Below are 26,055 nucleotides of genomic sequence, written 5' to 3'. Positions count from 1 at the left end.
GTTGTTCCATTCTGCAATTTTTTTCTTTTTTCTATTCCTCTCCAGGGGGCTGACGATAGCGGTTCCTTGGATGGACAATACTTGGTCTGAGCAGTGATCCGGGAATAGCCCTTCGGAAAATAATCTGTAAAAAGCCCTTTGGTTCAAATGGCAAGAAAGGCCAGAAATATGGTGTATTAAGCGCACGCATATGTACCAAAAAGATAAACCATATGGTCGAGCCAATGACAAATCCAGGAAGGTGAAAAAATGCCGTACACAGTAATAACAGCAATCTCGCAATTTTATTGGCAACACTTAATTCATAACTTGGGGTTGTAAAGGTGCCAATACCCGCGACGGCAACATATAGAATTACCTCAGGAACGAATAAACCCACATCAATTGCAATCTGACCGATTAATACTGCTGCAATTAAACCCATTGCTGTTGAAAGCGGAGTAGGTGTATGAATGGCTGCAATTCTTAAGAATTCAATCCCAAAGTCAGCCAAAAACAATTGAATCAAAATCGGAATATTCGTCTGATCATTTGGTCCAATAAATGACAGTTTATCAGGTAATAACGATGGTTCTAATACAAGTAAAAGCCATAATGGCAATAAAAATATTGAGGTAAATACTCCTAAAAATCTGGTCCACCGGACAAATGTCCCCATTGCTGGTGATTCACGAAATTCCTCGGCATGCTGGACGTGATGAAAAAAGGTAGTAGGTGTGATAATGACACTTGGCGATGTATCACAGAAGATGACGACATGTCCTTCTAATACATGTGCTGCTGCAACGTCTGCCCTTTCTGTATATCTGACGATTGGATATGGATTCATCCCTTGGTTAACAATAAATTCTTCCAGCGTTTTATCAGCCATTGGAATTCCATCTATGTTAATCGATTGTAACTCTTTCCGAAGAATATTTAATAAATCAGGGTCTGCGACATCTTGTAAATAACAAAGAGCAACATCTGTTTTTGAACGTTTTCCTACTTTATGCATTTCAAACCGAAGCCGTTCATCACGGATTCTTCTTCTTGTTAAGGCAGTATTTAAAACAATGTTTTCAACAAAACCATCTCTCGCTCCTCTAACAACCTTTTCCGTATCTGGTTCCATTGGAGCACGTCCAGGATAGCTTCTTACATCAATAATAAACGCGGTATCTTCGCCCTCTACAACTATACCAATCAGACCGGAAAGCACCTCGGTAACTAATGTATCAAGTTCCTGTGTTTTTTCAACAGACTGATTAAGGAGCATATTTTCAATGCGGTTAAAGAGATCACCTGAAAGTTTTTCATGATAATTGATCTCCACTAGTTCTTTAATTAATTGAATGATAAACATCGTATCGCATAGACCATTAACGTAATAGATATGGACGTCTTTTTTCAATATTTTTAACTTTCTTATCCCAAGGTCAAAACTCACGCCAAGGCCTACACGCTGTTTCATATAGTGTTCAACTTCATTTACCGATATCGGGATTGGCCATTTTTGAACCTGCTTATGAGTCAAAAAAACCACTCCTTTCAAGTATTAGTTCGACAGCTTTTTTAGTAATTGGCGCTCCAAGTTTATAGGAATCTCGTCTTGCCATTTTTCCAATATCGCCAATTCCCACAATAATAGGGATATTTAAGGTATCGAGAGAATAAACAGTATCCCCATTTATTCTTCCTATTTCCAGTTCTGGTATACCATATTTATCAACACCGTATGGGGTTAACTTCCCTTCTCGATCAATACTTACATCAATCCGTGTCCATTCTTCATGCTTTGATTTAGCTGCCACCGCAATTGCACCTAACACTTCAATATCTTGATGCAATGCTACATGTTTAAGCGCACTCTCACCAGCCCCCTCCCCCACCATACCGCTGTCATCAAACATAACTAATACAGGGTCATGGGGGGCCTGCTTAATTAATTCGATTAATTCAGGCCCTGTGAGCTTTGATGGGTTCGCTTGAGATTTTGAAATACATCTTGCACCAATTTCTTTTGCAACATGCTCAAGCGCCCTTTTCGTATATTCATCTCCATCTGTCACTAAAATAACACGCCTTCGTGTGTTCATATGGATTATCCTTTCCAAAGTCTTTAACGATGAACAAAGTACAGCCATTGAAAAATGGAGCCAAAAATTTTACCAAATACAATTGCCATAATTAGAATGACAATTTCACCGTCTAAGCGAATTCTCTTTGCTAAAATTGGGAAGACATTTAAAGCCTCTGTAAGACCTGCCGCTAACATTCCAACAAAAATTCCGCCTGTAAGTCCTAACGGAATTAAAAATAAGGGAGAAATATTTAATGCCGGGTCTCTTAAACTGGAAGCCACACCGGCTAGAGCTCCAATAACAACCGACCATTCATAAGAATGAATCATTTTCATTGTTTTCGTAAGCTGCGTCAGCCTTGGGATGATTCCCATAACAGTCAAGAAAGCAACAAAACCAGCTCCAACAGACAGCCCGCTGGCTAGTCCTAAAAAAACAATCATAATCACTTTAATCGTCATTGATTCGTTTCATACTTTCTTTATTTTCATTAATGATGACGTAATTATCCAAATCCATTTGATAATTAAACATCTCAACTTCTAGTGGACTTGGTTCATCATTAATCCTCTTTTTAAATACATGATTAAAAAACAAAATCATGCCTAGACCAAGTCCAATAGAATAAGGTATTTGGAAAAGCAGCGGCTTCGCGTCCTTTTTGCCGGTAATAATTGTATAAATTTTCTCCTGCACACTTCTCATACTGACATCATCGTGAAAATTCATAAGAGTCAAGGCTGATCCAAAAAACAATAGAAACCATATTAAAAGAAAAAAAGGAATAGAAACTCCCTTTTTTTTCGCTGCCACCTCAATAATTGTTTGAGCAGGGCCAATTGTTTGAACTTCCAGGTCAGCAAATTGGCTGGTAATAATCTGTATCACCTTCATAACATCAATTATTACTATATTTCCTTCTTTTTCAGTTAACTGGTGTATGATCATTTGCTGCAGTTTTGGAAGCAATCTTTCATCGGCAATGATTTGGGCAGCATCTTTTAAATAAATCGTTTTATTAGGGCGGGTTTGAACACGATTCCGCATGCGGATGTAGATGGTTCTTTCCAAATTTCTCACTTCCCACAAGCAAAATTCTCTTAAAACTAGTATGTGTAAAAAATGGTTTTTTATAAGAAAATTTAGCTGCTGCAGCATACAAAAAGACCGTATGGAATTAAACATCCATACGGTCCTTCATTTGCTGTAAAATCTTTTTTTCCAGCCTTGACACTTGTACTTGAGAAATCCCCAGCCTCCCGGCAACTTCCGATTGCGTTTGATCCTTATAATACCTTAAATAGACGATTAACCGCTCTCGTTCATCCAGTTCACGGATTGCTTCTTTTAAGGCAATTTTATCAAACCATTTTCCCTCATTGCCATCATCGATTTGATCAAGTAATGTAATGGGATCTCCATCATTTTCATAGACCGTCTCGTGAATCGATGAAGGTGTACGGCTGGCTTCCTGGGCAAGGATTACATCCTCTGGTGATAGCTCAAGATATTCAGATATTTCATTAACAGTAGGCACTCTTCCAAGTGTTTTCGATAATTCATCTTTTGCTTTACGAATTCTATTGCCCATTTCTTTCAGTGACCGGCTGACCTTAACAGTTCCATCATCACGGATAAATCGCTGGATTTCCCCGATGATCATTGGAACTGCATAGGTGGAAAACTTCACATCATAGGAAAGGTCGAACTTATCAACTGATTTTAATAACCCAATACAGCCAATTTGAAAAAGATCATCAGGGTCATATCCCCGGTTAAGGAACCGTTGAACGACCGACCAAACAAGCCGCATGTTTTTTTCTACAATGACATCTCTTGCTTCCTGATCTCCATCTTGACTTCTCTTGATTAGCTCCTTGACTTCATGATCCTTTAAATACGTCTGATTTTTGTTGTTCTTGACCTCCACATCCATTGGCAAGTCTCCTTAATTGCAAAGCATTTTGTGTGATTGTAAATGCTTTCGTAGTCTAACTTCGGTTCCGCTGCCTGGCTGTGTGAGAACCTCAACCTCATCCATGAAATTTTCCATGATGGTAAAACCCATACCGGAGCGTTCCAGGTCCGGCTTTGTTGTAAATAATGGCTGGCGAGCTTCTTCCACATCAACAATTCCTACGCCAACATCTTTAATCGTCATATCAATTGTATTGTCCTCAATGGTCACAGTGATATAAACAATGCCTTCTGGATCGTTCTCATATCCGTGGATAATTGCATTCGTGACGGCTTCTGAAACCACCGTTTTAATTTCTGTAAGCTCATCCATGGTCGGATCTAATTGAGCTATAAATGCAGCAACCGTAACACGGGCAAACGATTCATTTTGACTCAGGGCACTGAACTGCAGGCTCATTTCATTTTTCATTTTAGGCCACCCCCAATTTTTGCAGCGCAAATTCTTCAGTCGGTTCCATTTTGACAATTTTAAAGAGACCAGACATATCGAATAAACGCTGAATTGCCGGGGTAATGGCACAAACCACCATTTCACCGTGAACCTGCTTGATTTGCTTATATCTTCCTAAAATAACGCCTAGACCTGAACTATCCATAAAGGTGAGTTGTTCTAAGTTCAAGACAATATGGCGAATTTCATCTCTTTCAATGACAGCTGTCACTTTTTCTCGAAGTTCATCTGCTGTGTGATGATCCAGTTCCCCGCCTAAACGAATACATAAAACATCATGTTTGGTTTCAAACTCAATCGTTAGACTCACTATCCATTGTCCTCCTTCATTTGTCCAGCTAAAAATGCCCAGCCCTTCTTTAGGAGCTTTTAGCTTTTCTGGGTTAGTGAGTCAATTCTACTTTTGTGTTTAAATTTCCTTCCTCAAATACAAAACTAGTCGTTTTTCGCTAAAAGAAGTGTCTAAACCTCGGCTTTCGACACTTTTATGTCTTATTCCCCCGCCTTTGTAAACATTCCAAATGCACGTTTATAAAGCGTCCACCAGCTGGCTTCCTTAACACTTTTCTTGGCTACAAGCGGGCTTTCCAATACTACCTTGCCATCTTTGATCAGTTTAATGGTACCAATCTTATCCCCTTTTTGAATTGGAGCTTTTAAATGTTTTTGAATGCTCACTTTCTGCTTAACATCTTTTGTTTTTTCGCCTTTTTTTGTCAGTAAGGAAAGTGATTCACTCGTAACAGCCTGCACTGTTTTTTCTTGTCCTTTACTTACTTTTGCTTGACTAATCACTTGGTTACGTTCATACATTGGGTGTGTTTGGAATTGACTATAGGCATAGTCAAGCATTTTTGTTACCTGAGCATTCCGCACTTTAGCTGTCGGTGCACCAAAAACAACCGCAATAACACGCATGCCATCCTTTTGGGCTGTAGCAGTTAAACAGTATTTTGCTTCCGCTGTAAAACCCGTTTTTAGACCATCTACCCCAGGATAGAATTTCACTAATTTATTAGTATTGACGAGCCAGAACTTTTTGTCTGTATTTTCTCGTAAATATCCCTCATACGATCCCGTAAACTTTGTAATGTCCTCATATTTTAATAGTTCTTTTGCCATTATTGCCATATCATACGCAGAACTATAATGACCGCTTTCTGGTAAGCCTGTTGGGTTTTTAAAGAAGGTATGCTTTAATCCCAATTCTTTTGCCTTCTTATTCATCATATCTACAAAAGCTTCTTCTGAACCAGCAATTCTTTCTGCCATTGCTACAGAGGCATCATTTCCCGATGCAATAGCAATGCCTTTTAGCATTTCTTTTGTTGTCATTTCTTCTCCTGGTTCAAGAAATATTTGTGAACCGCCCATTGAACTTGCATACTCACTGGCTCGAATTTTTTCATCCCAAGACAGTTTTCCTTTATCAATGGCTTCCATGATGAGTAACATTGTCATAATTTTCGTCATACTAGCAGGCGGAAGTTTTTCGTTACTATTTTTTTCATAGAGGATTTTCCCTGTATCTCTTTCCATTAAAATAGCTGAGCTGACATCGGTGACAATTTCTGAACTCTTCTTCTCTTCAGCAGCAAAGGCAGAAGTAATCGGTAAACCCATAAGCATAACTAATATTGCTGTAACAGAAACCAATCGTTTCATTCACATTAACCCTCCAATCTTTATAGCCACCATTTTTTCCAAAATAAATTACTTTATACAATTATTTCCACCGAAATAAATAAAAAAAATAGGATGCCGGATGCCATATGAAAAATTCACATGGCTTCCAGCACCCTATTCCATTATTTCTTCATAGATGAGAGTTGGTGCAGTTACCTTTTCCGAAGTAATTTTGATATTTTCGTACAGCATTTGTTTAACCTCATTTATATTTTCAAAATTGCTGTAGATGGTGACAAGGGGTTCTCCTTTTTTGACTTTATCCCCAATTTTTTTTCTTAGGATAAGGCCGACCGCAAGGTCAATGACGGATTCTTTTGTTGCTCTTCCGGCTCCTAACAGCATCGCGGCTGTTCCTACCTCGTCAGCAGTTATTTCAGCTATATAGCCGTCTTCTTTTGCTTCAAGTTCAAAGATATAATTTGCCTGCGGCAGTTTTTCCGGATGATCAACAATCGATGCATCTCCACCTTGAGAGCTTAGAAATTCTTTAAATTTTTCAAGCGCTGTTCCATTCTTAATAGCATTTTCAAGCATTGTTCGAGCTTCATCTAAAGAATCCGCCTTTTCCGCCAAATATACCATATGGCTTCCAAGTGTAAGGCATAATTCTGTTAAATCCTGAGGCCCTCTTCCTTTTAAAGTATCAATCGCTTCCTTTACTTCAAGGGCATTTCCAATCGCAAAGCCGAGCGGCTGATTCATATCAGAAATGACAGCCATCGTTTTTCGGCCGACACTATTTCCAATCTGTACCATTGCCTGAGCCAGTTCGCGCGAATCCTCAAGTGTCTTCATAAATGCACCTGCACCGGTTTTAACATCCAGGACAATGGCATCAGCGCCTGCTGCAATTTTTTTACTCATAATGGAGCTTGCAATCAGTGGTATACTTTCCACTGTACCTGTTACATCACGAAGTGCATAAAGCTTTTTGTCTGCCGGTGTTAAGTTACCGCTTTGCCCTATCACAGCAATTTTATTTTTATTCACCAAGTCAATGAATTCCTCATTATCGATTTCCACATGAAAACCTTTAATAGATTCTAATTTGTCAATTGTTCCACCTGTATGTCCTAAGCCGCGCCCTGACATTTTAGCAATTGGCACTCCAGCAGCCGCTGCCAAGGGACCAAGAACAAGTGTAGTTGTATCCCCCACACCGCCTGTCGAATGCTTATCTACCTTTATACCTTCAATTTGTGATAAATCAATTTGATCTCCTGATTCCACCATTGCCTTGGTTAAATCTGCGCGTTCCCTTTCTGTCATACCGCGAAAAACGATAGCCATCATCAAAGCACTAACCTGATAGTCAGGAATGGAACCTTCCGTATAACCGTGAATGATAAAATGTATTTCTTCTGCCGTAAGTTCATGACCATCACGTTTTTTCTCAATTAAATCGACCATTCTCATTATCATTTCACCACTTTACGAACGATTTAGACGTATTTTAGACGTATAATACTTTATTCCCTTTGAATAGTACTTTTTTCTTTTAAAGTTTAATGATTAGTTTAATTCACCTAAAAAGCTTTGGCCGTATTGCGGCAGTTTTACCTTAAAATTTTCCGCAACTGTTGCGCCAACATCCGCAAATGTTTTGCGAAGAGGAAGTTCTTTGCCTTCCGTCATCTCTTTTGAATAGACGAGTAATGGTACATACTCCCTTGTATGGTCTGTTCCAGGTGCAATTGGGTCATTTCCATGATCAGCTGTAATAACCAATAAATCTCCCGTCTTCATTTTTGCAAATACTTCAGGCAGGCGGGCATCATATTCTTCAAGCGCTTTTCCGTATCCTTCAGGGTCGCGTCGATGTCCGTATAATGCATCAAAATCCACCAAATTTAAAAAGCTGATTCCGGTAAAGTCCATATCAAGGGTTTCAACCAGTTTATCCATCCCGTCCATATTAGAAACAGTTCTTAGCGATTTTGTCACACCTTCCCCGTCATAGATATCAGAAATTTTTCCGATGGCAATAACATCAAAACCGTTATCCTTCAACTCACTCATAACAGTCCTGTCAAATGGTTTTAATGCGTAATCATGACGGTTTGGTGTTCGTGTAAAGCTGCCTGGTTCTCCGATAAAAGGACGAGCTATTACGCGTCCTACCATATATTTCTCATCAAGAGTCAGCTCGCGGGCAATTTTACAAATATTATATAATTCTTCAAGCGGAATAATTTCTTCATGGGCGGCAATTTGCAATACAGAATCGGCTGAGGTGTATACGATTATTGCTCCAGTTCTCATTTGCTCTTCACCGAGTTCTTCAATGATGGCTGTACCACTGGCTGGTTTGTTCCCAATTACCTTCCTGCCGGTACGTTTTTCTAATTCAGAAATCAATTCCTCTGGAAATCCATCAGGAAAAACCTGAAACGGAGTTTTAATGTTAAGTCCCATAATTTCCCAGTGACCCGTCATCGTATCCTTTCCATTTGAAGCCTCCATCATTTTTGTATAAAAAGCCAGCGGTTTTTCTGCCTTTTCAATTCCTTTTAATTCTCTAATATTACTTAAGCCCAGTTTACCCATATTTGGCATATGGAGACCATTCATCTGCTCCGCAATATGGCCGAGTGTATCTGCACCTTTATCGCCAAATTCTTTAGCATCCGGTGCTTCTCCAATCCCTACTGAATCCATTACAATAATAAAAATACGTTTGTATGTATGCAAAGACATCTTTTCTTCCTCCTTTTTGTCCTGCTGACCATTAGCTGATTAAAGGCTTACCTTCATTAGTCTTCAATACCATTATATGTTTCCCCTATAAAGAAAGATTAGCCTAAAAAGTTCGCTTCATTCGTCAGAAGTCTGACATCTTTAATTTAACTAAATACATGTTAAATTACAAGAAAAAAAACTGCCTTTACATTTTTTTAATTTAGGCAGTTTGTTTAACTTTTTAATTTTCTTAAAGCTATGAATCTATTATGCTCGCGGATGAAATTTTCGATATACATCCGTTATTTTTGTTTTGGTGACATTTGTATAAATTTGTGTGGTCGAAATATCTGCATGTCCCAGCATTTCCTGAACAGCTTTCAAATCAGCACCGTTTTCCAATAAGTGCGTGGCAAATGAATGTCTAAGCGTATGAGGCGTCAATTCTTTGTTTATCCCTGCTTCACGGGCTAATTTTTTTAAAATTTTCCAGAAGCCCTGTCTTGTTAATCTTTTACCTTGATGATTCAAAAACAAGGCCTGTTCATTTTGATTTTTTGAATTAAATAACGGCCTTCCTGCATCTAAATATTGCTGAACAGCCCCCACAGCTGTCCTTCCAATTGGTATGATTCTTTCCCTATTTCCCTTACCAAAACAACGAATAAAACCCATTGGTATATTTATGTGCTCAACATCCATTCCGATTAATTCACTTACACGGATTCCTGTTGCATACAGAAGTTCAAGCATGGCTTTATCCCGCAGCCCATAATGATCATGAGGTTTTGGAGCATCTAAAAGGGTCTCCACTTCCTGTAAACTTAAAACTTTAGGCAGCGTCCTTTCTAATTTAGGAGCCTCAAGATGAACGGTTGGATCCTGCTCTGTTTCTTTTTCTCTTAATAAAAATTGATGAAATGACCTTACAGATGCAATATGCCTTGCCACTGTTTTCGGAGATTTCCCCTGGTCTTTTAAAAACTTTAGAAAATGAACAATATGGGTTCGCTGAATATAATTTAAAACCTCAATTGATTCAACTTCTTTTAAATAATGAATATAGCTTTTTAAATCACGTTCATAGGACTTAATAGTATTTTGCGCAAGTCCTTTTTCCACTGCTAAAAAATGCAAAAACGGTTGTATTTGTTCTTCCATCGCCTTACTCCCCATTTAAATAAAACAATTTTAGCCGATCCAGCCAGGCAGGGCTATCCTCTTTCACCGGATTAGAAACCCGCAATGCCGATCCTTCAGGTTCATCATAGCGATGATAGTTTTGATATTCTTCAGATATCCACATAATACCATAATAAAAGAGCACTGTGCACCCGGTGAATATGATAAATACCTTCAAGGTCTGCATGATCAACTTTATGAATGAAACCATTTTCCATCCCCCATAATCTAATTTGCTAAGGTAATCCCCTTTTACCTGCCTTCTTACACTTTTAGAAAGAATATCCTAGTAAAAGGTATGCCAAATCGGACAAGTTTTATACCTATTTAAATGAGAATAAGAGGATGGAAAATAAAAAAGTCCTTTCATTAAAAAAGGACCTTGGTTATGAATCTTCTGTATCTTCGTCTTTTACTTTATCCTGACACCTGTGGCAGATGCCATGGAATGTAAGCCGGTGATCTTTTATTTTAAAATTCCATCTGCGTTCTACAATTGCTTCAACGTCTTCAAGTAAATCTTCTTGTATCTCATCTACAGCACCACATTCAATGCAAACAAGATGGTGATGGAAGTGAGCTGCACCTTCCTGCCGAAGATCGTAGCGTGATACACCGTCGCCAAAATTTATCTTATCGACAATCTTTAACTCTGTTAATAATTCCAAGGTTCGATAAACAGTTGCTAAACCAATTTCAGGCGATTTTTCTTTTACGAGGAGGTACACATCTTCTGCACTTAAATGATCCTCTTCATTTTCTAGTAAAACTCGAACGGTTGCTTCGCGCTGAGGTGTGAGTTTGTAGCTGGCTGAGTGCAACTGCTTTTTGATTCTCTCTAGTCTAGTTTCCATGCCTTTTGTCCCTCCCTCGCCACTGTTAATTCTCATTATAGCAGATGATGGAGGAGAGTCAAAATAAAATTATTATAAATAAGTGACAATAAACATTATTATATAATAATTATTTTAAACCTATAGTGCTAATAGCTGTTTTCATAAACCACGGTGAGAAATAAGCTTCAACACCCGATGCTGCCGAGATACAAATGACAGCTGCAATTAGAGCAATAATATACCCCTTAAATAACGGCATGACTGGCTGGGCAAATTTTTTCATAAATTGCTTTTTTATCATTTTCAATGAAATAATAACGGATAATGATGCCATAATGATAAACACTGGAATAGTAATGATGTTTTGCGGCAGGATTGAGACAAAAGCAAGCATAAACCCTTTCCAGCCCATTTGACTGACTAAAAAACCGACCGTAAAACCGACAACCATTCCCTTCACAAAAAGTAGAATAAGAATAACCGGAAGACCTATGATTGAAATTCCAAGAATCCAAATCAGGCCAATAAATTTGCTATTGTGGAGAAAGCTTTGGATAAACATATCACCCTGCTCGGCAACCTTCCCATCTGATACTTGACCAAAAAATTGGGATAAATAGTAAAAAAGATCCTCTTTTTGTGTATAGCTCATACTATTTACAACAATTGCGCCAAAGATCACACCCATTAAAAATAAAACGACAATAAATAAAAATATTGAGGAATGTTCACGGAATAGATTTGCTGCATCGGACTGGTAAAATCGTTTTTTCATCTCTAATTCCTCCTGCCTTTCGGGTCAATTACTACATTCTATGCCAGTCTAGTAATTCTATGATTAAAAAAAGTAGAAAACAAAACCCGGCAGATTTTTTAAACTGCCGGGTTCTACTATTTTATTGCTCTGCGACTTTTCCGTACTTGCCGCCGCCGCCGGCTGCAAGATGCACGGTCCCTTCTCTTGCTTTTATAATCAGGACAGCTATTCTCTCAGGCACCACTTCTTTTAATGCTTCAAATGGTACCTCATGGAGGATAGCCATTTCACTTCCGAAATGATTCACCAATTTTTCCAGCAGGCGCGGGCCAAGACCGGGAATATATTCTAATGGCACTTGATGAACATATGGCGGGCGTCCTGGAGGGCTTGAATCCTTGGTTTTCAACTCAAGGATGCGGTCAGCCACCCCTTTAACAATTTTCTTGCTTCCGCACTGTTCACAAATTTGATCCCCAACACGCGCAGGGTGCAGACATTTGGCACAAACCGTTTTGTGATATTTGCCAAGCAGTGGATCCAGCCCATAATTAGCAATGATTTTTCTTCCATCTTCCCCTCTTAATGCTTTTCCCAGTTCAGCAAATGTTGGTTCCTCCATTGCCATAACTTGATATTCCCGGGCAATCTTGGCTAGTGAGTGGGCATCAGAATTCGTTACAAAGGGGTATCTATGGATTTCACCGATTTGGTCAGCCATCTTCGTATCAGAGCTCAATCCTAATTCAATCCCATCAATCAGCTCCGGATCAAGCACTTCCGTCAAGGAACGCATTACACCTTTCCCGTATAAACTTTTAAATGGAGTGAACACATGGGCTGGGATAAAAATACCGCCCATATCTTTGACCTTTTTTTGTAAAACACGGCCCGTTATATATATACGCTGCGAGCTTAACTGGATATTTTTTAAATGTCCGGAAAGGAAATTCGAAAATTCCTTCATTGCTGATAGATTCGGCATAAAGCAAAGTAAATGGATCGGACCCTTCGTCCCCTCATCATAGATTTCCAACTCCGAACCCGGGATGATGGTCAAATCGCCAAAAACAAGACCGCCATCCGGATGCTCATAAACTTCGCCGCTTTCAATCAGGCTTTCCATTTCAAGAATGACTTCAGGTGAATGGCTGTCAATAATTCCAATCATATTGAGCCCTTTAATATGCCTGGCATGTTCAATGATATTTGTGAAGGTAAGTGATTTGGCTCCAGTAATTTTAACAGGCTTTCCTGTCCATGTCCTTCCAATGTGTATATGTAAATCTACGTAGCAGTGATTCATCTAGTTGTCAACGCCTCTTGTAATTGTAAGTATTGGACCGCATAAATGGTTTTCGCGTCATAAATCTTTTGTTCCTTTATATATTGAAGGGCTTCTTCTAAGGTAAGCTCCTCTAAATTGACAAATTCATCTTCATCCAATGCTGCAGAATCTTCCTTTTTGGTCAGACCTTTTGCTAAAAAAACATGAACGATTTCGTCGGAAAATCCCGGTGAAGTATAAAAGGATGTCAACAGATCAAGAGTATCACAGACATAACCTGTCTCTTCCTCCAATTCCCGGCGGGCGCAGCCTGCTGGTTCCTCTCCTTTTTCAAGCTTACCTGCAGGGATTTCGACAATCGTCTTTTCTAAAGCTTTTCGAAATTGTTCGACCATGACTATTTTTTTGTCGCTGGTTAAAGCCAAAATAGCAACGGCACCAGGATGTCTTACAATTTCACGTTTTCCTTTTTTGCCGTTTGGCAGTTCAACATCATGCAGCTGGAGGTTAATAACTTTTCCCGAAAATATTTCTTCGCTGTGAAGCGTTTTTTCTTCAAGACTGTTCATTACTGTCAACTCCTGTTCTAATCCGTTCTTTACGTCATACATTTTACCATACTTTAATTGGAGGGGTATGGATGAAGGTATACGTCCATGAGAAGGGAATTATCCTTGTCGGCAAAGGCTGGGAAGTGGTACAAAAGTTAAAGGAATATAATAAAGAACATACTTTTCTTTCTGATTGGGTTCAAAAGACTCTCCCAAAATAATACTTGATATTTGTAGTTTGCCCCGTTCTTTACTAAAATTGTAAGAAAAGTGCGGGGTGATTTTTTGAAAAAAAGAAGATTAGGAAATTCTGATTTATATGTGACTGAACTAGGACTTGGCTGTATGTCCATCGGAACGGAAGAAAAGACTGCTTTTAGAATCATTGAAGCGGCCCTTGAAGAGGGGATTAATTATTTTGATACAGCTGACTTATATGAATTTGGTGAAAATGAACGCTTGATTGGAAAGGCATTAAAAGAGTACCGAGAACAAGTGGTCATTGCCACAAAGGTGGGTAATCGCTGGAAGGATGATAAGACTGGCTGGACATGGGATCCATCAAAAGACTATATCAAGGAAGAAGTGAAAAACAGCCTTAAGCGCCTTGGCACCGATTATATTGATTTATATCAGCTGCACGGCGGCACACTTGATGATCCGATTGAAGAAACGATCGAGGCATTTGAAGAATTAAAAGCAGAGGGAATCATCCGCTATTATGGAATTTCTTCCATCCGGCCAAACGTGATCAGAGAATATATTAACAAATCTAATATCGTTTCCGTGATGATGCAGTACAGCATGCTGGACCGGCGTCCTGAGGAAGAAGCTATGCCGCTGTTGCATAAGCATGGGATTAGCGTGGTTACGCGCGGACCGCTCGCTAAGGGTCTGTTGAGTGATAAGCTGTTAGAAAAAGCTTCTGAAAAAGGATATCTGGATTATAGTTTAGAGGAATTAAAAGAAATACTGCCTTCCTTAAAAGAAAAGGCTGCCGGCTCCCGTTCATTTACTGAAGCGGCATTGCAATTCAACTTAGCAAATCCGGCAGTTTCATCCATTGTTGCTGGTGCGAGCAGTCCCGGGCAGGTTCATCGAAATGCCGAAGCAGTAAGGAGCACCCCTTTAACAGAAGAAGAAATGGCTTTCATAAAAAAAATAACTAAAGCAAACGTTTATAAGGACCATCGTTAAAGGGTGAGCCAAGCACCTTTTTAAACGGGCCGCAGCCCCTCTGTTCAAGACTTAGCAGCCAGCAGAAAGAAGCGGGTAAAAGGCCGATTGGTGAGATACAGCGAGACTTAACCGTGTATAAGAGAAGTTTAACCTGAGCCAATCGGGTTTGCGCTAACTCTTTATCAGTGCGATAGCAGCGATAATAGCGTTAGTACAACAGGACTAACAATCAGTGGATGGGAAAAACCCTCCACTGATTGAAGTTTCATTTTATTTAAATTCCTTCCAATTCATGCTGCTTTCATTTAACAGTTCTTCAAACGATTTGTTCTTTTCCTTTAATCTTCTCTCCTCACGCTTTCTCTGTTCTTCCTGCTCCTTCCTTTTTTCTTCCTCCACTTTCAGCTCATTTTGCTGATCTTTTAATTTCTTTATCAAATCCGGATTAATCATATCCTTCAGTGTCAAAGAGGAATCATCTTTTTTAGTTGTTGGTTTATGCTGTTTTTTTTTCATATCGCTGCTCTCCTTTAAAGAAGATTTTGTTCATATTATACAACCACCGGCAATGAAAATCATGTAAAAAGCAGGCTGTTTATAATATCCGCTTGCAAGCAAAAACACCTGCCCCCATGAATAATCGTTCTTTCATCTATGCATCTTATTAGATGATACTATCTTGAAGGGGGATTTTTTTTATGAGTCGAAAGCGTGAAAAAGGATACAGTTCTGCAGGCAAAAATTATGCTGAAACAGGAGGCACCGGCAAGCGGATGATTTCTGCTGAAGAAGTTGAAAAAGCTATTCATCCTACAAAGCGTCAGAACTCTGAACAATAATTAGCTTCAGGAGGCCGCTCATTAGTATAAGCGGCTTTTTTTATGGTAAAATTAATTTTGCTAAAATCTGTAAGTTTGGAGGCGCCCATTTTTTGAAAAAGGCATTTCGCACCTTATTTATTGTCTTATTTTTCTGGCTCATACTTGGCATTTATTTTACAAATCGTCTCATGTATATGAAAAAAAAGGACGAGGATTTCATTTTAAGACGCGAGAAAGAAGCCGGCAGACTGAATCCAGAGCAATTAAAATCTCTGCCCAGGCGATATATCGATATTCCTTCCCCTTTCGGTTATATGATTAAAGCAGTGCTTGCTGAGCCGCATCAAACGAACCGCTATGTGATTATTGCACACGGTGTAACAGAAACCAAAGTTAACTCCATCAAATATGCAAATCTTTTTCTTGAACGCGGTTTTAATACCTTGATTTATGACCATCGCCGGCACGGGGAATCCGGGGGAAAAACAACAAGTTTTGGACATTATGAAAAATTCGATTTAAAAGCGGTTGTAGATTGGCTCAAAAATGAGAAAGGCGGGGATTTGTTTTTAGGGATTCACGGAGAATCAATGGGAGCAGCAACAATGCTTTTATATGCCGGACTGCTTGAGGATGGTGCTGATTTTTACATTGCAGATTGTCCATTTTCCGATTTTAAACAGCAGCTCTCCCATGTCATCAAAAAGGATTTTAAAATTACCCCAGCACTTCTGCTTCCTCTTGGGGATGCAATTCTCCGTTTTCGTGATAAATATTCGATACGCCATGTTTCGCCTATTTCAGCGATTGAGAATATCAAGCATCCTGTTCTATTTATCCACAGCCGCAAAGATGATTTTATTTTACCCTCAATGACTAAAGAATTGTTTGAACATAAAAAGGGGCCTAAAATGCTTTATATTGCAGAGAAGGGCCGGCATGCCCAGTCTTATAATGAAAATCGTGAGGATTATGAGCGGGTAGTGGATGAATTCTTACAAAGATATGTTCATCAGGCTTCTTTACCAGGTTAAAACAGACTGTCCCTTTCCTTTAGGGATCAGTCTGTTTTATTTTTTATAATGAATCCCATTCGTGCATTTAGAATTTGCTGCGGACTTTTAAGCTGAAAACAATTTGTACTTATTGAAAAGTCAATTTTCATTTGTTCATCAAAGAACACGAGCTTTGATTTTTCAGCATACACGGACCTGTCATTTGTTTCAATTTCGATATCATCTACATCTAATTCGCCTGTGAACCACAAGGCTGCAACACCGTTGACTGCTCAGCCGCAGCCGTCTGTATCGTATTTCAGTTTCAGATAACCTTTGCGGCCGGCGGTTTTTTCATTAATTTTAGCTGCTGCCGCTTCTGTAATGAAGATTTCCACAGTTTAAATCACTCCTTATTCAACATATGACGATATTAGCATATGTACCTTTAGAATGAATCTTTTTTGCTCGCAGGATATTGTTTGCATTTTCCTCCAATTCCAGTTAATCTCAATTTAACAAACACAAAAATTTCTTACGAGGGGTGCTGGTTCGTATGTCAAAAGTACAAATTAAGGTAAACGATAATGGATCATTGAGAGTCACTGGTGATGTAGAATTGCTGGACGGCGAAGGTAATGTTTATACAACAAAGCCTTCCTTTTCCCTTTGCCGCTGCGGCAGATCAAATACCAAACCATTTTGTGACGGTTCCCATAAAGGACACTTTGAGTCCCAGGTTCGGGTGCCTAAAACAGAGTAAGATAAATAGAGCGGAATTCAAAATCTTTGAATCCGCTCTTGTTTGTTTACATTGCTGTCAGCCGAATATCTGCAATAGCATCCATTGAAATCCGGTGCACTTCTTCAAAGCGGTCCACAATATGGAGCTTATGCCCTAGTTCATCCCAGTAATGGACTTTTCCAATAACAATCTCATAATTGTAGTTCCTATAATAGGTAATCGTTACATCTTGATTGAATTCGATGGCCTCAGTTAAGGTTTCACCCATCCGTTCCAGCTGCTGCTCATCCATTTCCTTTTTTTGTTCGTACTGGTCTTCCTTGACCCAATCCCTAAGCAATTTTACATGCTCAGGAAGCATCATGGAAGTCCATTTGATTCTTCCGCGGTCGCGAATCATGCGTACTCCTTCTTTCCATATCTAATAAAGTGAAACTTCCATCAGTGGGGGCTTCTTCATCTCCCGCTGCTAATGGTTAGTTGAACAATCGGACACCTTTACGGGCAGTTGATCTCCCACCTGTCCTCTTTGTTTACTCATAATCTTAAGGCGGGATAACACCAGCGCTTCTGCTGTTCTTTTTTACATTTTGTGCCCGCCGACAAGCGTGACCCGGCGCCTTGCCGTTCCCCCTGATGTATAGGAAACAGCCCTTAATAAAGAACCCGGCCCGAAGCGCCGGCGGACAGAATCAACAACATAACCAAGTTCTCTTCTCTTATATGCCCCCGTGTCAAAAAGATCCAGCTGAAGTTCACCATCGTCCACAATATTGCCAAGGGAAATCGAAATCTGCCTGACTGTTTTGCCATTATAATGCTCTCGAAACAACTCAATACAAATCCTGTAAAGATCCATCGTAACATTTGTCGGCTGCTGAACCGTTCTGGAACGATGAAAACCGCCGCCAAATTCATCCTGGCTGTAGCCGACCCCAAGGCTTACTGTTCTCCCGGCTTTCCGGCAGGTTCTTGCCCGGAGTGCCACTTCCTCACACATTTCTAAAATGACATGTTTGATTTCTTCCTCGTCTTTATAGTCTCTTAAGAGAATTTGACTTTTGCCAAAACTGATCTGTCCTTCGATAATCGGTGCACCCAAGTCGGAGAGATCCACTCCCCAGGCATGATGATAAAGCTGATTGCCCATGATACCGAATTTCTTTTCCAGTATTTCTAAATCATAGCGGGCCAGCTGGCCGACTGTGAAAATTCCCATACCGTTTAATGTTTTTTCCACCCGGCGGCCAATACCCCACATTTCTCTCAAAGGCGATACTTTCCAAAGCTTTGTTTGTACATCTTCATATGTCCACTCGGCAATCCACTTCTTTTTGGCCTCCAGATCAAGGCAAAGCTTTGCCATCAGCATATTGGGGCCAATTCCAATTGTGCATGGGAGCTGAAACTCCCGTTCAATATCCTTCTTGATTTTTTCAGCAATGGTACGGGCATCCCCCCATAAATGCAGAACCTCATCTACTTTGATAAAGCTTTCATCAACACTGTAAACATGAATGGCTTCTTTTGGAACATAGCGGTTAAAGACGCGGGTAATCTCGGTGGAAATACGTAAATAGGCAGCCATCTTGGGCTCCACAAGTTGAATCCTTGGGTCTTTGGGAATTTCAAACAATCTCGATCCTGTTTTGATTCCAAATTCTTTTTTTAGCCGAGGTGAAGCCGCCAGCACCACACTCCCCTGCCGCTCTTTGTCACCAACAATGGCGATATAGCACTCCAAAGGATCCAAACCCAGCATCACAGCAGAACAGCTGGCATAGAAACTCTTTATGTCTACACATAAGATTTTATTATGTGGCAATGTGCTGTAATCAATCATCGCTTTTCCCTCACAAATATTTTATAGAACACTTGTTCTTTATTCTATTCTTTATCTTATACGAATATTCGTTCGTATTCAATGGAAAATTTTTGATACTCAGAAAGACTTCACTCTCAATAAAAATATTATCAACTTTTAGGAGCAGGTGTTAATTTACTCACTTTGTTATTGAAACCATCTTGCTACAATGAAAAGGTGTTAATTTTTCTCAAAAATAAAAAGTGAAATGGGGTTTTTTCTTGGATTTCCCACAATTAAAAGTCGGACACATGATGCCAAAGGTTCCAATCATGCAAGGAGGGATGGGTGTCGGTATTTCTTTAAGCGGACTGGCATCTGCTGTTGCTAATGCAGGAGGGATCGGAATCATATCAGGAACAGGAATAACTATTAAGGAGATGAGAATGCATATAAGGGAGGCAAAGAAAAGGATAACGAATTCAGGGTATATTGGAGTAAATGTTCTTTTTGCTATGAATGACTTTGCTGAAAAAATGAAAGCAGCTATTGAGGAAAAAGTTGATTTCATTATATCAGGTGCCGGTATTTCCAGAGATATGTACGCTTGGGGAAGGGAAGCCGGAATCCCCGTCATCTCGATTGTATCTTCAGCAAGGCTAGCCAAGATGTCCGAACGCCTAGGAGCTGCTGCTGTTGTGGTAGAAGGCTTCGAAGCAGGCGGACACCTTGGTACCGAACGGCCTTTGTTTGATATATTGCCGGAGGTGGTTGCAGCGGTTAAAATTCCAGTAATTGCTGCTGGAGGGATCCTGACTGGAGAAGATTTAGCCCGCGCCCTACGGATTGGGGCCTCTGGAGTACAGATGGGAACAAGGTTTGTTGCCAGTGAAGAATGTGATGCACCATCAACATTTAAAGAGAAATATGTCAAAGCCCGGCAGGAAGATACGGTCTTAGTAAAAACTACGGTTGGGCTTCAAGGCCGTGCGATTAAGAACCATTTCATTGACCTTATTTCTGATGACAAAAAGGTAAAAATTAAGAAATGCACTGATTGTCTAAAGGATTGTTCCTATCGTTTTTGTACACTTGATTCATTAATTACTTCTATGAACGGAGATTGTGAGAATGGCCTTGTTTTTGCTGGTGCCAGAGTGCATGAAATCAAGGACATTCTGCCAGTTCAAACCATCATAGATAATATTATGAGAGAATATGAAGCTTGTATTTAATTAAAAAAGGACCAGACCAGTTAGGTTAGGTCCCCCCTTTTTCATCTTTCAACCAAGCATTAACAGGGTATAATGTGGGTGAGGTGCATTCCATTGGAAAAAAAGCTTGTGGTGAAAATGATTAGAAATTGTTTTAAACAATACCATGAATCGGATTTAATACCGATTAGTAACAGTGATTTAGAGGAACTGGCGACTCGGATTTTAAAAGCAAAAGAGAAAGAAGCAGAAGAAGATTTATTCGAGGTTGTAAATGATGTGGTATACGAATTTTTAACAAAGTGAACCTTTAACGACTCCAACTAAAAAACCGCGAACCGCGGTTTTAGTTTGTACATTATTTTTTGCCAAGCATACGTTTACCAATCTTCTCAAACGTCCGCGGAAAAAGAACAAAGGCAACACTGCCCAAATTCATCCAGCGAGGCAGATTAATCTCTCGTTTCTTCGTCAGCATACTGTCTACAATTTTACGAGCAACAAATTCTGGCTGGAGCATAAACCGCTGAACATTTTTCACATATGTTCCTTGTTCATCTGCTATAGTAAAAAAATTTGTAGCAATCGGTCCAGGATTTACTGTTGTCACTTGAATATTATAGTCCGATAATTCCATCCTCAGTGCATTGGAATAGCCTAATACAGCATGCTTCGTGGCCGAATATACGCTTGATTTGGGAGTGGCAATTTTCCCTGCTTGAGAAGCGATGTTGATAATTTGACCAAATCGCCGTTCACGCATTTTCGGCAGGACCATGCTGGTGCATGCCATTAAGCCGACGACGTTTACCTCAAACATCCCTTTGATTTCATCAATTGAAGCTTCATGGGCTTCGCGGAATATCCCAAAACCGGCATTGTTGACGAGAATATCAATGTCTTCGGTCATATCAAAAATTTGCTGAAACACTTTCTTTACTTCGTCAGTATCGGAAACATCAAGATGAAAAACATCCACTCTCACCTGATGATCAGATTCTAATTCAGCTTTCAGCTGTTTTAATTTCTCAATACTGCGGGCAAGAAGAACAAGATTGGCCCCGCTCGCTGCACAAAGCTTGGCAATCTCTGCCCCAATTCCTCCAGAAGCACCGGTAATCACGATCGTTCTTTCTTTCAATTGCTGTCTGGCCATTTATTCACCTCTTCTTATTACTTTGCTTGAAAAAGAACGGGCTGGTTACCCTCACTAATAATTTCCCCAATAGAGGCTAAATAGTCAAGCTGGGCAATTGTTTCCGAAATGGTAAAGATTAATTCACGCTTATAGACCGTCGGAAATAGCCGCTTGCAGATTTCAAAAACAGTTAGCTTCTCTTCCTTCAGCCAATGATTAACCTTCATCGCTCGATCATGCTGGCTGGAAATTCTTTTTTCAACAAGTTCTTTTAGTTGAAAGACATCTCCCCCATGTCCTGTATAAGCTATATGTATCGGATAGGACAATAGTTTTATCATTGATTGATTATGCTGAAGCTGTGATTTGGGTCTTTCTTTTTGACCAGGTACGGGCGGCTCAATCAGGGGATTCGGTGAGATATGAGCTAAAATGACATCCCCGCCAATCAATACCCCGTCTCTTTCGCGAAAAAGCGCAATTTGACTTTGGGCATGTCCCGGCGTTTCAATCACCTTCCAATCAGAAAGTCCTGGCGGTGTCATACCTTCAAGAAGGTTCCCAGTCAATGAGCGTCTGCAAGCATATTGAAACATTTTCTTGGCATCTGAAGCAGACAGAAGATACTCTTTAGGCAGACCTGACTTTTGAAGCAGCCTAAAATAAAAGCTTTCTAGTTCACGAATGAATTCTTCTTTAGGGTGAATCCAGCGCTCGTTTAATGGGTGGCCATACACCTCCATCGAATCAGGGAAAAAATCGAGCAATCCTGCATGGTCCGGGTGATCATGAGTAAGGATAACTTGATCAATGTCCTTTGATGAAAGCTTAAGTTCAGCTAATTTATCATTCAGCACAGCCCAGGCCTCTTCCGTTTTTGGACCTGCATCTACTAGTGTCAGCCTTTCCCCTTTAATCAAATAAACATTTACATCCCCAACTGGAAACGGAGTCGGCAGAGATATTTTAGCAATTCCATCAATCCATTCTGTCAATTTAAAAACTCCCTAATCTTATTGTTATATAGTAGTGTGCCGGTATATATATTTAAAGTTTAGCGGTTTTTTCAATATTTGTCATTATTTTCACATAGCTGTTTATTAATAACGAAAAATTCCGGAAACTTCCGCTTGACAAATTACCTTTATATCTTGCATAATCACTATTAAACTTTAATTCATTTTTATTTATGCAATGAGTAAGGCCAAGTAAATGAGAAATGGCGAAAGAGAGTGAGGCTCAACCAGGCTGAAAGGCTTCACCGCCCTCTTAATCATTGAACCTACCTTAGGAGCATTTAGGCAAAACCTAACGTATTCCGGCGTTAACGGTGTTGAGTGAACTCCTTAGAAATTAGTTTTCATCGGAGTAAATGAAGGTGGTACCGCGGAAGCTAAGACCTTTCGTCCTTACGGATGAAGGGTCTTTTTATTGTTTAAAAACTAATGGGAGGAAAGGTTTATGAAAAAAATAACATTTGTCGGCGGCGGCTCAATGGCAGAGGCTTTAATTTCGGGAATTCTAGAAAATGAATTTGTGAGTAGGAAAAATGTTTGGGTAACCAATCATTCCAATCAAGAAAGGTTAGAATCTTTAAAAGATCGATACAGCATCAATGGATCCTACAATTTAAATGAACTTTTTGAAGGGACTGACATTGTCATACTTGCAATGAAACCAAAGGATGCTTCTGCCGCAATTGATAAAATTCGTGCCTATTTAACGGAAGAAATGTTAGTTGTATCTGTTCTCGCCGGGGTTTCAATAAATACAATCGAAATGCTTTCAGGCAAACAGCTGGCAATTGCAAGGGCGATGCCTAATACATCCGCAGCGGTAGGAAAGTCCGCTACTGCCATTGCTGTAAATGACCGTGTTACTGAAAATCAGCTGGAAATGGTACGGAAGCTTTTCGAAACAGTTGGTTTGGCAACTTTTGTAGAAGAAGGACAGCTGGATGCAGTGACAGGACTTTCTGGCAGCGGCCCTGCCTATATTTATTACCTAATTGAGGCAATGGAAAATAGTGCAGTCGAAATCGGACTGGAAAAACAAATTGCGCAAGAACTCATCGTGCAAACATTAATAGGAGCAGCAGAAATGGTCAAAAATTCTTCAAAGCCGCCGGAGCAATTAAGGCGGGAAGTTACAAGCCCTGGAGGAACAACAGAAGCAGGGATGCGAATTCTGGAAGAAAGCGGCGTCAAGCAAGCCTTTATTTCCTGTATTAAGACAGCTTCTGCCCAGTCTAAGAAAATGGGAGATGCTTTATGCTCTCAGCTTAAGGTTCATTAAGCGCCTTTCGACGGGTACTTTCACTCCATCTTTCATATACTGAAAGAAAAAACTTGGGTAAAGGATTTGGATGATGGAAATTATACTTACCATTTTATTTTCTATCGGCATCATTGTCTGGCTGATTTTTTTGGCAGATGCCCTTCTAGGCATGCGTAATCTGGAGGTATTAGAAAATGAAGAAGGCTTAAAAACTGGACCGCTCTTATCCGTCATTGTCGCGGCAAGAAACGAAGAAAAACATATTAAATCAAGCATTCTAAGTCAGCTGAGGCAAACTTACAGTAATGTGGAATGGATTCTGGTAAATGATCGATCAAGTGATCGGACAGGAGAATTGATGGATGAATTGGCGGAAAAAGATGAGCGTATTTCCGTCATCCATATAGAGAATCTGCCAGAAAGCTGGCTGGGGAAAAACCATGCTTTGTATACGGGAGCTTTAACAGCCTCCGGCGGACGGCTGTTATTTACCGATGCAGATGTCCATTACCGCCCGGAGGCATTTTCCAAAGCAATGCATTACTTTGAAAGATATCAGCTGGATCATTTAACGGCAGCACCCAATTTGTCCGCTGGAAAATTTTGGCTGAAAACATTCGTTGCCTTTTTCCTATTTGGCTTTTCTTTTTATAAACGGCCATGGATGGCAAATCATCCAAAATCCAAAATAGGCACAGGAATCGGAGCTTTTAATCTTGTACGGAAATCAGCCTATGAGGCATTTGGCACTCATGAAATCATTAAAATGCGCCCCGATGATGACCTGCAGCTGGGCATGAAAATGAAAAAAGCAGGATTCCGGCAGCGAATTGTCACAGCATTGCAATTGATTGAAGTCGAGTGGTATGGAACTTTAAAGGAAGCATTTATCGGTTTGGAGAAAAATACGTTTGCCGGATTAAATTACCGCATCAGCATGGTATTCTTCGCTATATTTGGAGTATTTGTTACAAATGTCCTTCCGTTTATTACCGTCTTTTCGGACCACAAGATAGTTGCTCTTTTAAGCTTAGGAAATATCATGATCAGCGGAATTCATTATGTGTACATCATCAAAAGAATGACTGTTTTCTCCCCTTTTATGTTTCTAGTTCTGCCGATTACCGCCCTATTATTTATTTATTCAATAATCAGGGCAAGCCTGCTGACATTTCAACGCGGTGGAATTGTTTGGCGGGGAACAACGTACCGCCTAAGTGAGTTAAAAGAGAAAGATAAAGGTTAGATAGCACATTATTTTGGGTACATTTGCTATACTAAAAGTGGTTATTTATTGAAGGAGGTTTATAAGTTGACTGTAAAATTATTTTCTCCTTATACAATTAAGGACGTTACTTTAAAAAATCGAATTGTTATGTCACCAATGTGTATGTATTCCAGCCACAATAAGGACGGACATGTCCAGAACTGGCACCGAACACATTATACAACTAGAGCAGTCGGACAAGTAGGATTAATCATTGTTGAAGCAACAGCCGTCACCGCTCAAGGGCGGATTTCGCCGCAGGATTTAGGAATCTGGGGCGATGAACATGTTGAAGGGCTGCAAGAACTTGTCGGACTTGTAAAAGAGCATGATACAAAAATAGGCATCCAGCTGGCTCATGCCGGCAGAAAGGCAGAATTAGAAGGCGAAATTATAGCCCCATCAGCGATTCCTTTTAATGAAAAATCAAAAACACCGAAGGAAATGACGAAAGCAGATATTGAAGAAACTGTTGAAGCATTTAAAAAAGGGGCTGAGCGCGCAAAGAAAGCTGGCTTTGATGTAATTGAAATTCATGGTGCACACGGATATTTAATTCATGAATTCCTTTCTCCGCTCTCCAATAAAAGAACGGATGAATATGGCGGCTCTGCTGAAAATCGTTACCGCATCCTTCGTGAAGTGATTGATGCAGTTAAAACCGTTTGGGAAGGACCATTGTTTGTTCGTGTTTCGGCAAATGATTATCATGAGGAAGGGTTAACACCGGAAGATTATATAATTTTTGCCAATTGGATGAAGGAACAAGGTGTTGATTTAGTCGATGTTAGTTCCGGTGCAGTAGTACAAGCCCGGATTAACGTGTATCCCGGCTATCAGGTTCCATTTTCAGAAACCATAAAAAATGGAGCCGAAATAGATACCGGAGCAGTCGGTTTAATCACCTCACCTATTCAAGCGGAGGAAATATTACAAAACAATCGGGCAGATTTAGTCTTTTTAGCACGGGAGTTACTGCGTGACCCATACTGGCCAAGAACAGCAGCCAAAACGCTCGGGGTTGAAATAGAAGCTCCTGTCCAATATCAACGCGGTTGGAGATAAACGAAGAAAATGGCTCTCAGAAAATCTGAGGCCATTTTTTATTTTTGCCGCTAGATTTGGTCTTTTAGATCCTA

Annotated in this window: 31 protein-coding genes and 1 pseudogene; 10 read left to right on the top strand and 22 right to left on the bottom strand. The window is 39.9% G+C overall.

Features of this window, described 5'->3' with window-relative positions:
* Positions 1 to 31 precede the first annotated feature (31 nt).
* The 16 genes from M3183_RS01360 to M3183_RS01285 form a co-directional block, all read right to left on the bottom strand.
* Complete coding sequence (locus tag M3183_RS01360) at positions 32 to 1,516, bottom strand: spore germination protein (RefSeq protein WP_285878301.1); 1,485 nt, start codon at positions 1,514 to 1,516, stop codon at positions 32 to 34.
* A complete protein-coding gene (gene spoVAEA, locus M3183_RS01355) occupies positions 1,506 to 2,078 on the bottom strand; it encodes a stage V sporulation protein SpoVABEA (RefSeq protein WP_251465649.1) in 573 nt (190 codons plus the stop codon). The genes M3183_RS01360 and spoVAEA overlap by 11 nt, the downstream gene beginning before the upstream one ends.
* Before the next feature lie 23 nt (positions 2,079 to 2,101).
* Complete coding sequence (locus M3183_RS01350) at positions 2,102 to 2,524, bottom strand: stage V sporulation protein AB (protein WP_251465647.1); 423 nt, start codon at positions 2,522 to 2,524, stop codon at positions 2,102 to 2,104.
* Positions 2,514 to 3,134 carry a stage V sporulation protein AA gene (locus tag M3183_RS01345; RefSeq protein ID WP_251465645.1) on the bottom strand — a complete coding sequence of 207 codons (621 nt, stop codon included), beginning with the start codon at positions 3,132 to 3,134 and terminating at the stop codon, positions 2,514 to 2,516. Before M3183_RS01345 ends, M3183_RS01350 begins: the two co-directional genes overlap by 11 nt.
* A 106-nt stretch (positions 3,135 to 3,240) precedes the next feature.
* Complete coding sequence (gene sigF / locus M3183_RS01340) at positions 3,241 to 3,999, bottom strand: RNA polymerase sporulation sigma factor SigF (protein ID WP_251465643.1); 759 nt, start codon at positions 3,997 to 3,999, stop codon at positions 3,241 to 3,243.
* A gap of 12 nt (positions 4,000 to 4,011) precedes the next feature.
* Positions 4,012 to 4,452 carry an anti-sigma F factor gene (gene spoIIAB, locus M3183_RS01335; protein ID WP_251465641.1) on the bottom strand — a complete coding sequence of 147 codons (441 nt, stop codon included), beginning with the start codon at positions 4,450 to 4,452 and terminating at the stop codon, positions 4,012 to 4,014.
* 1 nt (position 4,453) lies between these two features.
* Positions 4,454 to 4,804 (bottom strand): anti-sigma F factor antagonist, encoded by a 351-nt coding sequence (gene spoIIAA, locus M3183_RS01330; protein WP_251465633.1) that lies wholly within the window; start codon positions 4,802 to 4,804, stop codon positions 4,454 to 4,456.
* A 182-nt stretch (positions 4,805 to 4,986) separates the two neighbouring features.
* Positions 4,987 to 6,159 carry a D-alanyl-D-alanine carboxypeptidase family protein gene (locus tag M3183_RS01325; protein ID WP_251465631.1) on the bottom strand — a complete coding sequence of 391 codons (1,173 nt, stop codon included), beginning with the start codon at positions 6,157 to 6,159 and terminating at the stop codon, positions 4,987 to 4,989.
* A gap of 135 nt (positions 6,160 to 6,294) precedes the next feature.
* Positions 6,295 to 7,599 (bottom strand): pyrimidine-nucleoside phosphorylase, encoded by a 1,305-nt coding sequence (locus tag M3183_RS01320; RefSeq protein WP_251465629.1) that lies wholly within the window; start codon positions 7,597 to 7,599, stop codon positions 6,295 to 6,297.
* Positions 7,600 to 7,695: 96 nt separating this feature from the next.
* Complete coding sequence (deoB, locus tag M3183_RS01315) at positions 7,696 to 8,880, bottom strand: phosphopentomutase (protein ID WP_251465627.1); 1,185 nt, start codon at positions 8,878 to 8,880, stop codon at positions 7,696 to 7,698.
* Between the two features lie 249 nt (positions 8,881 to 9,129).
* The gene (gene xerD / locus M3183_RS01310) at positions 9,130 to 10,023 is read right to left on the bottom strand and encodes a site-specific tyrosine recombinase XerD (RefSeq protein ID WP_251465626.1); all 894 of its coding nucleotides are present in this window, start codon (positions 10,021 to 10,023) and stop codon (positions 9,130 to 9,132) included.
* A 4-nt stretch (positions 10,024 to 10,027) separates the two neighbouring features.
* Entirely contained in the window at positions 10,028 to 10,255 is a 228-nt protein-coding gene (locus M3183_RS01305) for a YqzK family protein (RefSeq protein ID WP_251465625.1), read from the bottom strand.
* 175 nt (positions 10,256 to 10,430) lie between these two features.
* Positions 10,431 to 10,898 (bottom strand): ferric iron uptake transcriptional regulator, encoded by a 468-nt coding sequence (gene fur / locus M3183_RS01300; protein WP_251465623.1) that lies wholly within the window; start codon positions 10,896 to 10,898, stop codon positions 10,431 to 10,433.
* A 109-nt stretch (positions 10,899 to 11,007) separates the two neighbouring features.
* Positions 11,008 to 11,655 carry a stage II sporulation protein M gene (gene spoIIM, locus M3183_RS01295; protein WP_251465622.1) on the bottom strand — a complete coding sequence of 216 codons (648 nt, stop codon included), beginning with the start codon at positions 11,653 to 11,655 and terminating at the stop codon, positions 11,008 to 11,010.
* 121 nt (positions 11,656 to 11,776) lie between these two features.
* Entirely contained in the window at positions 11,777 to 12,943 is a 1,167-nt protein-coding gene (locus M3183_RS01290; protein WP_251465621.1) for an endonuclease Q family protein, read from the bottom strand.
* Positions 12,940 to 13,494 carry an NUDIX hydrolase gene (locus M3183_RS01285; protein ID WP_251465620.1) on the bottom strand — a complete coding sequence of 185 codons (555 nt, stop codon included), beginning with the start codon at positions 13,492 to 13,494 and terminating at the stop codon, positions 12,940 to 12,942. The genes M3183_RS01290 and M3183_RS01285 overlap by 4 nt, the downstream gene beginning before the upstream one ends.
* 71 nt (positions 13,495 to 13,565) lie before the next feature.
* Between M3183_RS01285 and mciZ the strand changes: the two genes are divergently transcribed.
* On the top strand, positions 13,566 to 13,697 hold the full coding sequence (gene mciZ, locus M3183_RS01280) for a Z-ring formation inhibitor MciZ (RefSeq protein WP_251465618.1): 132 nt from the start codon (positions 13,566 to 13,568) through the stop codon (positions 13,695 to 13,697).
* A 64-nt stretch (positions 13,698 to 13,761) separates the two neighbouring features.
* Complete coding sequence (locus M3183_RS01275; protein ID WP_251465617.1) at positions 13,762 to 14,673, top strand: aldo/keto reductase; 912 nt, start codon at positions 13,762 to 13,764, stop codon at positions 14,671 to 14,673.
* A gap of 252 nt (positions 14,674 to 14,925) precedes the next feature.
* On the opposite strand, the gene M3183_RS01270 is transcribed toward M3183_RS01275, so the two are convergent.
* Positions 14,926 to 15,171, bottom strand: a complete 246-nt coding sequence (locus M3183_RS01270) for a YqkE family protein (protein WP_251465616.1) — start codon at positions 15,169 to 15,171, stop codon at positions 14,926 to 14,928.
* A gap of 182 nt (positions 15,172 to 15,353) precedes the next feature.
* Here M3183_RS01270 and M3183_RS01265 point away from each other — a divergent pair, with 182 nt between their 5' ends.
* Complete coding sequence (locus M3183_RS01265) at positions 15,354 to 15,494, top strand: hypothetical protein (RefSeq protein ID WP_251465615.1); 141 nt, start codon at positions 15,354 to 15,356, stop codon at positions 15,492 to 15,494.
* Positions 15,495 to 15,586: 92 nt separating this feature from the next.
* Positions 15,587 to 16,510: an alpha/beta hydrolase gene (locus M3183_RS01260; RefSeq protein ID WP_251465614.1), complete on the top strand. Its 924-nt coding sequence runs from the start codon at positions 15,587 to 15,589 to the stop codon at positions 16,508 to 16,510.
* Positions 16,511 to 16,536: 26 nt separating this feature from the next.
* On the opposite strand, the pseudogene M3183_RS01255 reads toward M3183_RS01260, so the two are convergent.
* Positions 16,537 to 16,869, bottom strand: a pseudogene (locus M3183_RS01255) (iron-sulfur cluster biosynthesis family protein).
* A 158-nt stretch (positions 16,870 to 17,027) separates the two neighbouring features.
* On the opposite strand from M3183_RS01255, the gene M3183_RS01250 reads away from it, so the two are divergent.
* Positions 17,028 to 17,234 carry a CDGSH iron-sulfur domain-containing protein gene (locus tag M3183_RS01250; protein ID WP_251465613.1) on the top strand — a complete coding sequence of 69 codons (207 nt, stop codon included), beginning with the start codon at positions 17,028 to 17,030 and terminating at the stop codon, positions 17,232 to 17,234.
* 46 nt (positions 17,235 to 17,280) lie between these two features.
* Here the strand turns inward: M3183_RS01250 and M3183_RS01245 are convergent, their stop codons facing one another.
* Both M3183_RS01245 and M3183_RS01240 read right to left on the bottom strand, forming a co-directional pair.
* Positions 17,281 to 17,616 carry a YolD-like family protein gene (locus tag M3183_RS01245; protein WP_251465612.1) on the bottom strand — a complete coding sequence of 112 codons (336 nt, stop codon included), beginning with the start codon at positions 17,614 to 17,616 and terminating at the stop codon, positions 17,281 to 17,283.
* 183 nt (positions 17,617 to 17,799) lie between these two features.
* Positions 17,800 to 19,059 carry a Y-family DNA polymerase gene (locus M3183_RS01240; RefSeq protein ID WP_251465611.1) on the bottom strand — a complete coding sequence of 420 codons (1,260 nt, stop codon included), beginning with the start codon at positions 19,057 to 19,059 and terminating at the stop codon, positions 17,800 to 17,802.
* 224 nt (positions 19,060 to 19,283) lie between these two features.
* Between M3183_RS01240 and M3183_RS01235 the strand changes: the two genes are divergently transcribed.
* A complete protein-coding gene (locus M3183_RS01235; RefSeq protein WP_251465610.1) occupies positions 19,284 to 20,255 on the top strand; it encodes an NAD(P)H-dependent flavin oxidoreductase in 972 nt (323 codons plus the stop codon).
* 93 nt (positions 20,256 to 20,348) lie between these two features.
* Positions 20,349 to 20,540 carry a YqzH family protein gene (locus tag M3183_RS01230; RefSeq protein WP_251465609.1) on the top strand — a complete coding sequence of 64 codons (192 nt, stop codon included), beginning with the start codon at positions 20,349 to 20,351 and terminating at the stop codon, positions 20,538 to 20,540.
* Between the two features lie 52 nt (positions 20,541 to 20,592).
* Here M3183_RS01230 and M3183_RS01225 read toward each other — a convergent pair whose 3' ends face one another.
* Together M3183_RS01225 and M3183_RS01220 are read right to left on the bottom strand one after the other, a co-directional pair.
* Positions 20,593 to 21,390, bottom strand: a complete 798-nt coding sequence (locus M3183_RS01225; RefSeq protein ID WP_251465608.1) for an SDR family NAD(P)-dependent oxidoreductase — start codon at positions 21,388 to 21,390, stop codon at positions 20,593 to 20,595.
* A gap of 17 nt (positions 21,391 to 21,407) precedes the next feature.
* Positions 21,408 to 22,367: an MBL fold metallo-hydrolase gene (locus M3183_RS01220; RefSeq protein ID WP_251465606.1), complete on the bottom strand. Its 960-nt coding sequence runs from the start codon at positions 22,365 to 22,367 to the stop codon at positions 21,408 to 21,410.
* A gap of 466 nt (positions 22,368 to 22,833) precedes the next feature.
* On the opposite strand from M3183_RS01220, the gene proC reads away from it, so the two are divergent.
* From proC to namA, 3 genes are all read left to right on the top strand, one after another.
* Positions 22,834 to 23,667, top strand: coding sequence for a pyrroline-5-carboxylate reductase (proC, locus tag M3183_RS01215; RefSeq protein WP_251465603.1), 834 nt, complete (start codon positions 22,834 to 22,836; stop codon positions 23,665 to 23,667).
* 70 nt (positions 23,668 to 23,737) lie between these two features.
* Positions 23,738 to 24,895: a glycosyltransferase family 2 protein gene (locus tag M3183_RS01210; RefSeq protein ID WP_251465601.1), complete on the top strand. Its 1,158-nt coding sequence runs from the start codon at positions 23,738 to 23,740 to the stop codon at positions 24,893 to 24,895.
* Between the two features lie 66 nt (positions 24,896 to 24,961).
* Positions 24,962 to 25,981 carry an NADPH dehydrogenase NamA gene (gene namA, locus M3183_RS01205; protein WP_251465591.1) on the top strand — a complete coding sequence of 340 codons (1,020 nt, stop codon included), beginning with the start codon at positions 24,962 to 24,964 and terminating at the stop codon, positions 25,979 to 25,981.
* Positions 25,982 to 26,055 lie beyond the last annotated feature (74 nt).

The sequence above is a fragment of the Neobacillus mesonae genome, assembly GCF_023715155.1.
GTDB lineage: Bacteria > Bacillota > Bacilli > Bacillales > Cytobacillaceae > Neobacillus > Neobacillus mesonae_A.
Note: the sequence above shows the minus strand (reverse complement) of the source record. Positions and strands in the feature narration are given on the sequence as shown.

Excerpts from the sequence above, each read along its gene's own strand:
- spoIIM (WP_251465622.1), bottom strand. The coding sequence starts at position 11,655 with ATGAAAAAACGATTTTACCAGTCCGATGCAGCAAATCTATTCCGTGAA.
- M3183_RS01285 (WP_251465620.1), bottom strand. The coding sequence starts at position 13,494 with ATGAACAGTCTTGAAGAAAAAACGCTTCACAGCGAAGAAATATTTTCG.
- M3183_RS01250 (WP_251465613.1), top strand. The coding sequence starts at position 17,028 with ATGTCAAAAGTACAAATTAAGGTAAACGATAATGGATCATTGAGAGTC.
- M3183_RS01210 (WP_251465601.1), top strand. The coding sequence starts at position 23,738 with ATGATGGAAATTATACTTACCATTTTATTTTCTATCGGCATCATTGTC.
- proC (WP_251465603.1), top strand. The coding sequence starts at position 22,834 with ATGAAAAAAATAACATTTGTCGGCGGCGGCTCAATGGCAGAGGCTTTA.
- M3183_RS01245 (WP_251465612.1), bottom strand. The coding sequence starts at position 17,616 with ATGATTCGCGACCGCGGAAGAATCAAATGGACTTCCATGATGCTTCCT.
- M3183_RS01305 (WP_251465625.1), bottom strand. The coding sequence starts at position 10,255 with ATGGTTTCATTCATAAAGTTGATCATGCAGACCTTGAAGGTATTTATC.
- M3183_RS01265 (WP_251465615.1), top strand. The coding sequence starts at position 15,354 with ATGAGTCGAAAGCGTGAAAAAGGATACAGTTCTGCAGGCAAAAATTAT.
- M3183_RS01225 (WP_251465608.1), bottom strand. The coding sequence starts at position 21,390 with ATGGCCAGACAGCAATTGAAAGAAAGAACGATCGTGATTACCGGTGCT.
- deoB (WP_251465627.1), bottom strand. The coding sequence starts at position 8,880 with ATGTCTTTGCATACATACAAACGTATTTTTATTATTGTAATGGATTCA.
- mciZ (WP_251465618.1), top strand. The coding sequence starts at position 13,566 with ATGAAGGTATACGTCCATGAGAAGGGAATTATCCTTGTCGGCAAAGGC.
- M3183_RS01350 (WP_251465647.1), bottom strand. The coding sequence starts at position 2,524 with ATGACGATTAAAGTGATTATGATTGTTTTTTTAGGACTAGCCAGCGGG.
- M3183_RS01325 (WP_251465631.1), bottom strand. The coding sequence starts at position 6,159 with ATGAAACGATTGGTTTCTGTTACAGCAATATTAGTTATGCTTATGGGT.
- fur (WP_251465623.1), bottom strand. The coding sequence starts at position 10,898 with ATGGAAACTAGACTAGAGAGAATCAAAAAGCAGTTGCACTCAGCCAGC.
- sigF (WP_251465643.1), bottom strand. The coding sequence starts at position 3,999 with ATGGATGTGGAGGTCAAGAACAACAAAAATCAGACGTATTTAAAGGAT.
- xerD (WP_251465626.1), bottom strand. The coding sequence starts at position 10,023 with ATGGAAGAACAAATACAACCGTTTTTGCATTTTTTAGCAGTGGAAAAA.
- M3183_RS01320 (WP_251465629.1), bottom strand. The coding sequence starts at position 7,599 with ATGAGAATGGTCGATTTAATTGAGAAAAAACGTGATGGTCATGAACTT.
- M3183_RS01290 (WP_251465621.1), bottom strand. The coding sequence starts at position 12,943 with ATGAATCACTGCTACGTAGATTTACATATACACATTGGAAGGACATGG.
- spoIIAB (WP_251465641.1), bottom strand. The coding sequence starts at position 4,452 with ATGAAAAATGAAATGAGCCTGCAGTTCAGTGCCCTGAGTCAAAATGAA.
- M3183_RS01270 (WP_251465616.1), bottom strand. The coding sequence starts at position 15,171 with ATGAAAAAAAAACAGCATAAACCAACAACTAAAAAAGATGATTCCTCT.
- spoVAEA (WP_251465649.1), bottom strand. The coding sequence starts at position 2,078 with ATGAACACACGAAGGCGTGTTATTTTAGTGACAGATGGAGATGAATAT.
- M3183_RS01240 (WP_251465611.1), bottom strand. The coding sequence starts at position 19,059 with ATGATTGATTACAGCACATTGCCACATAATAAAATCTTATGTGTAGAC.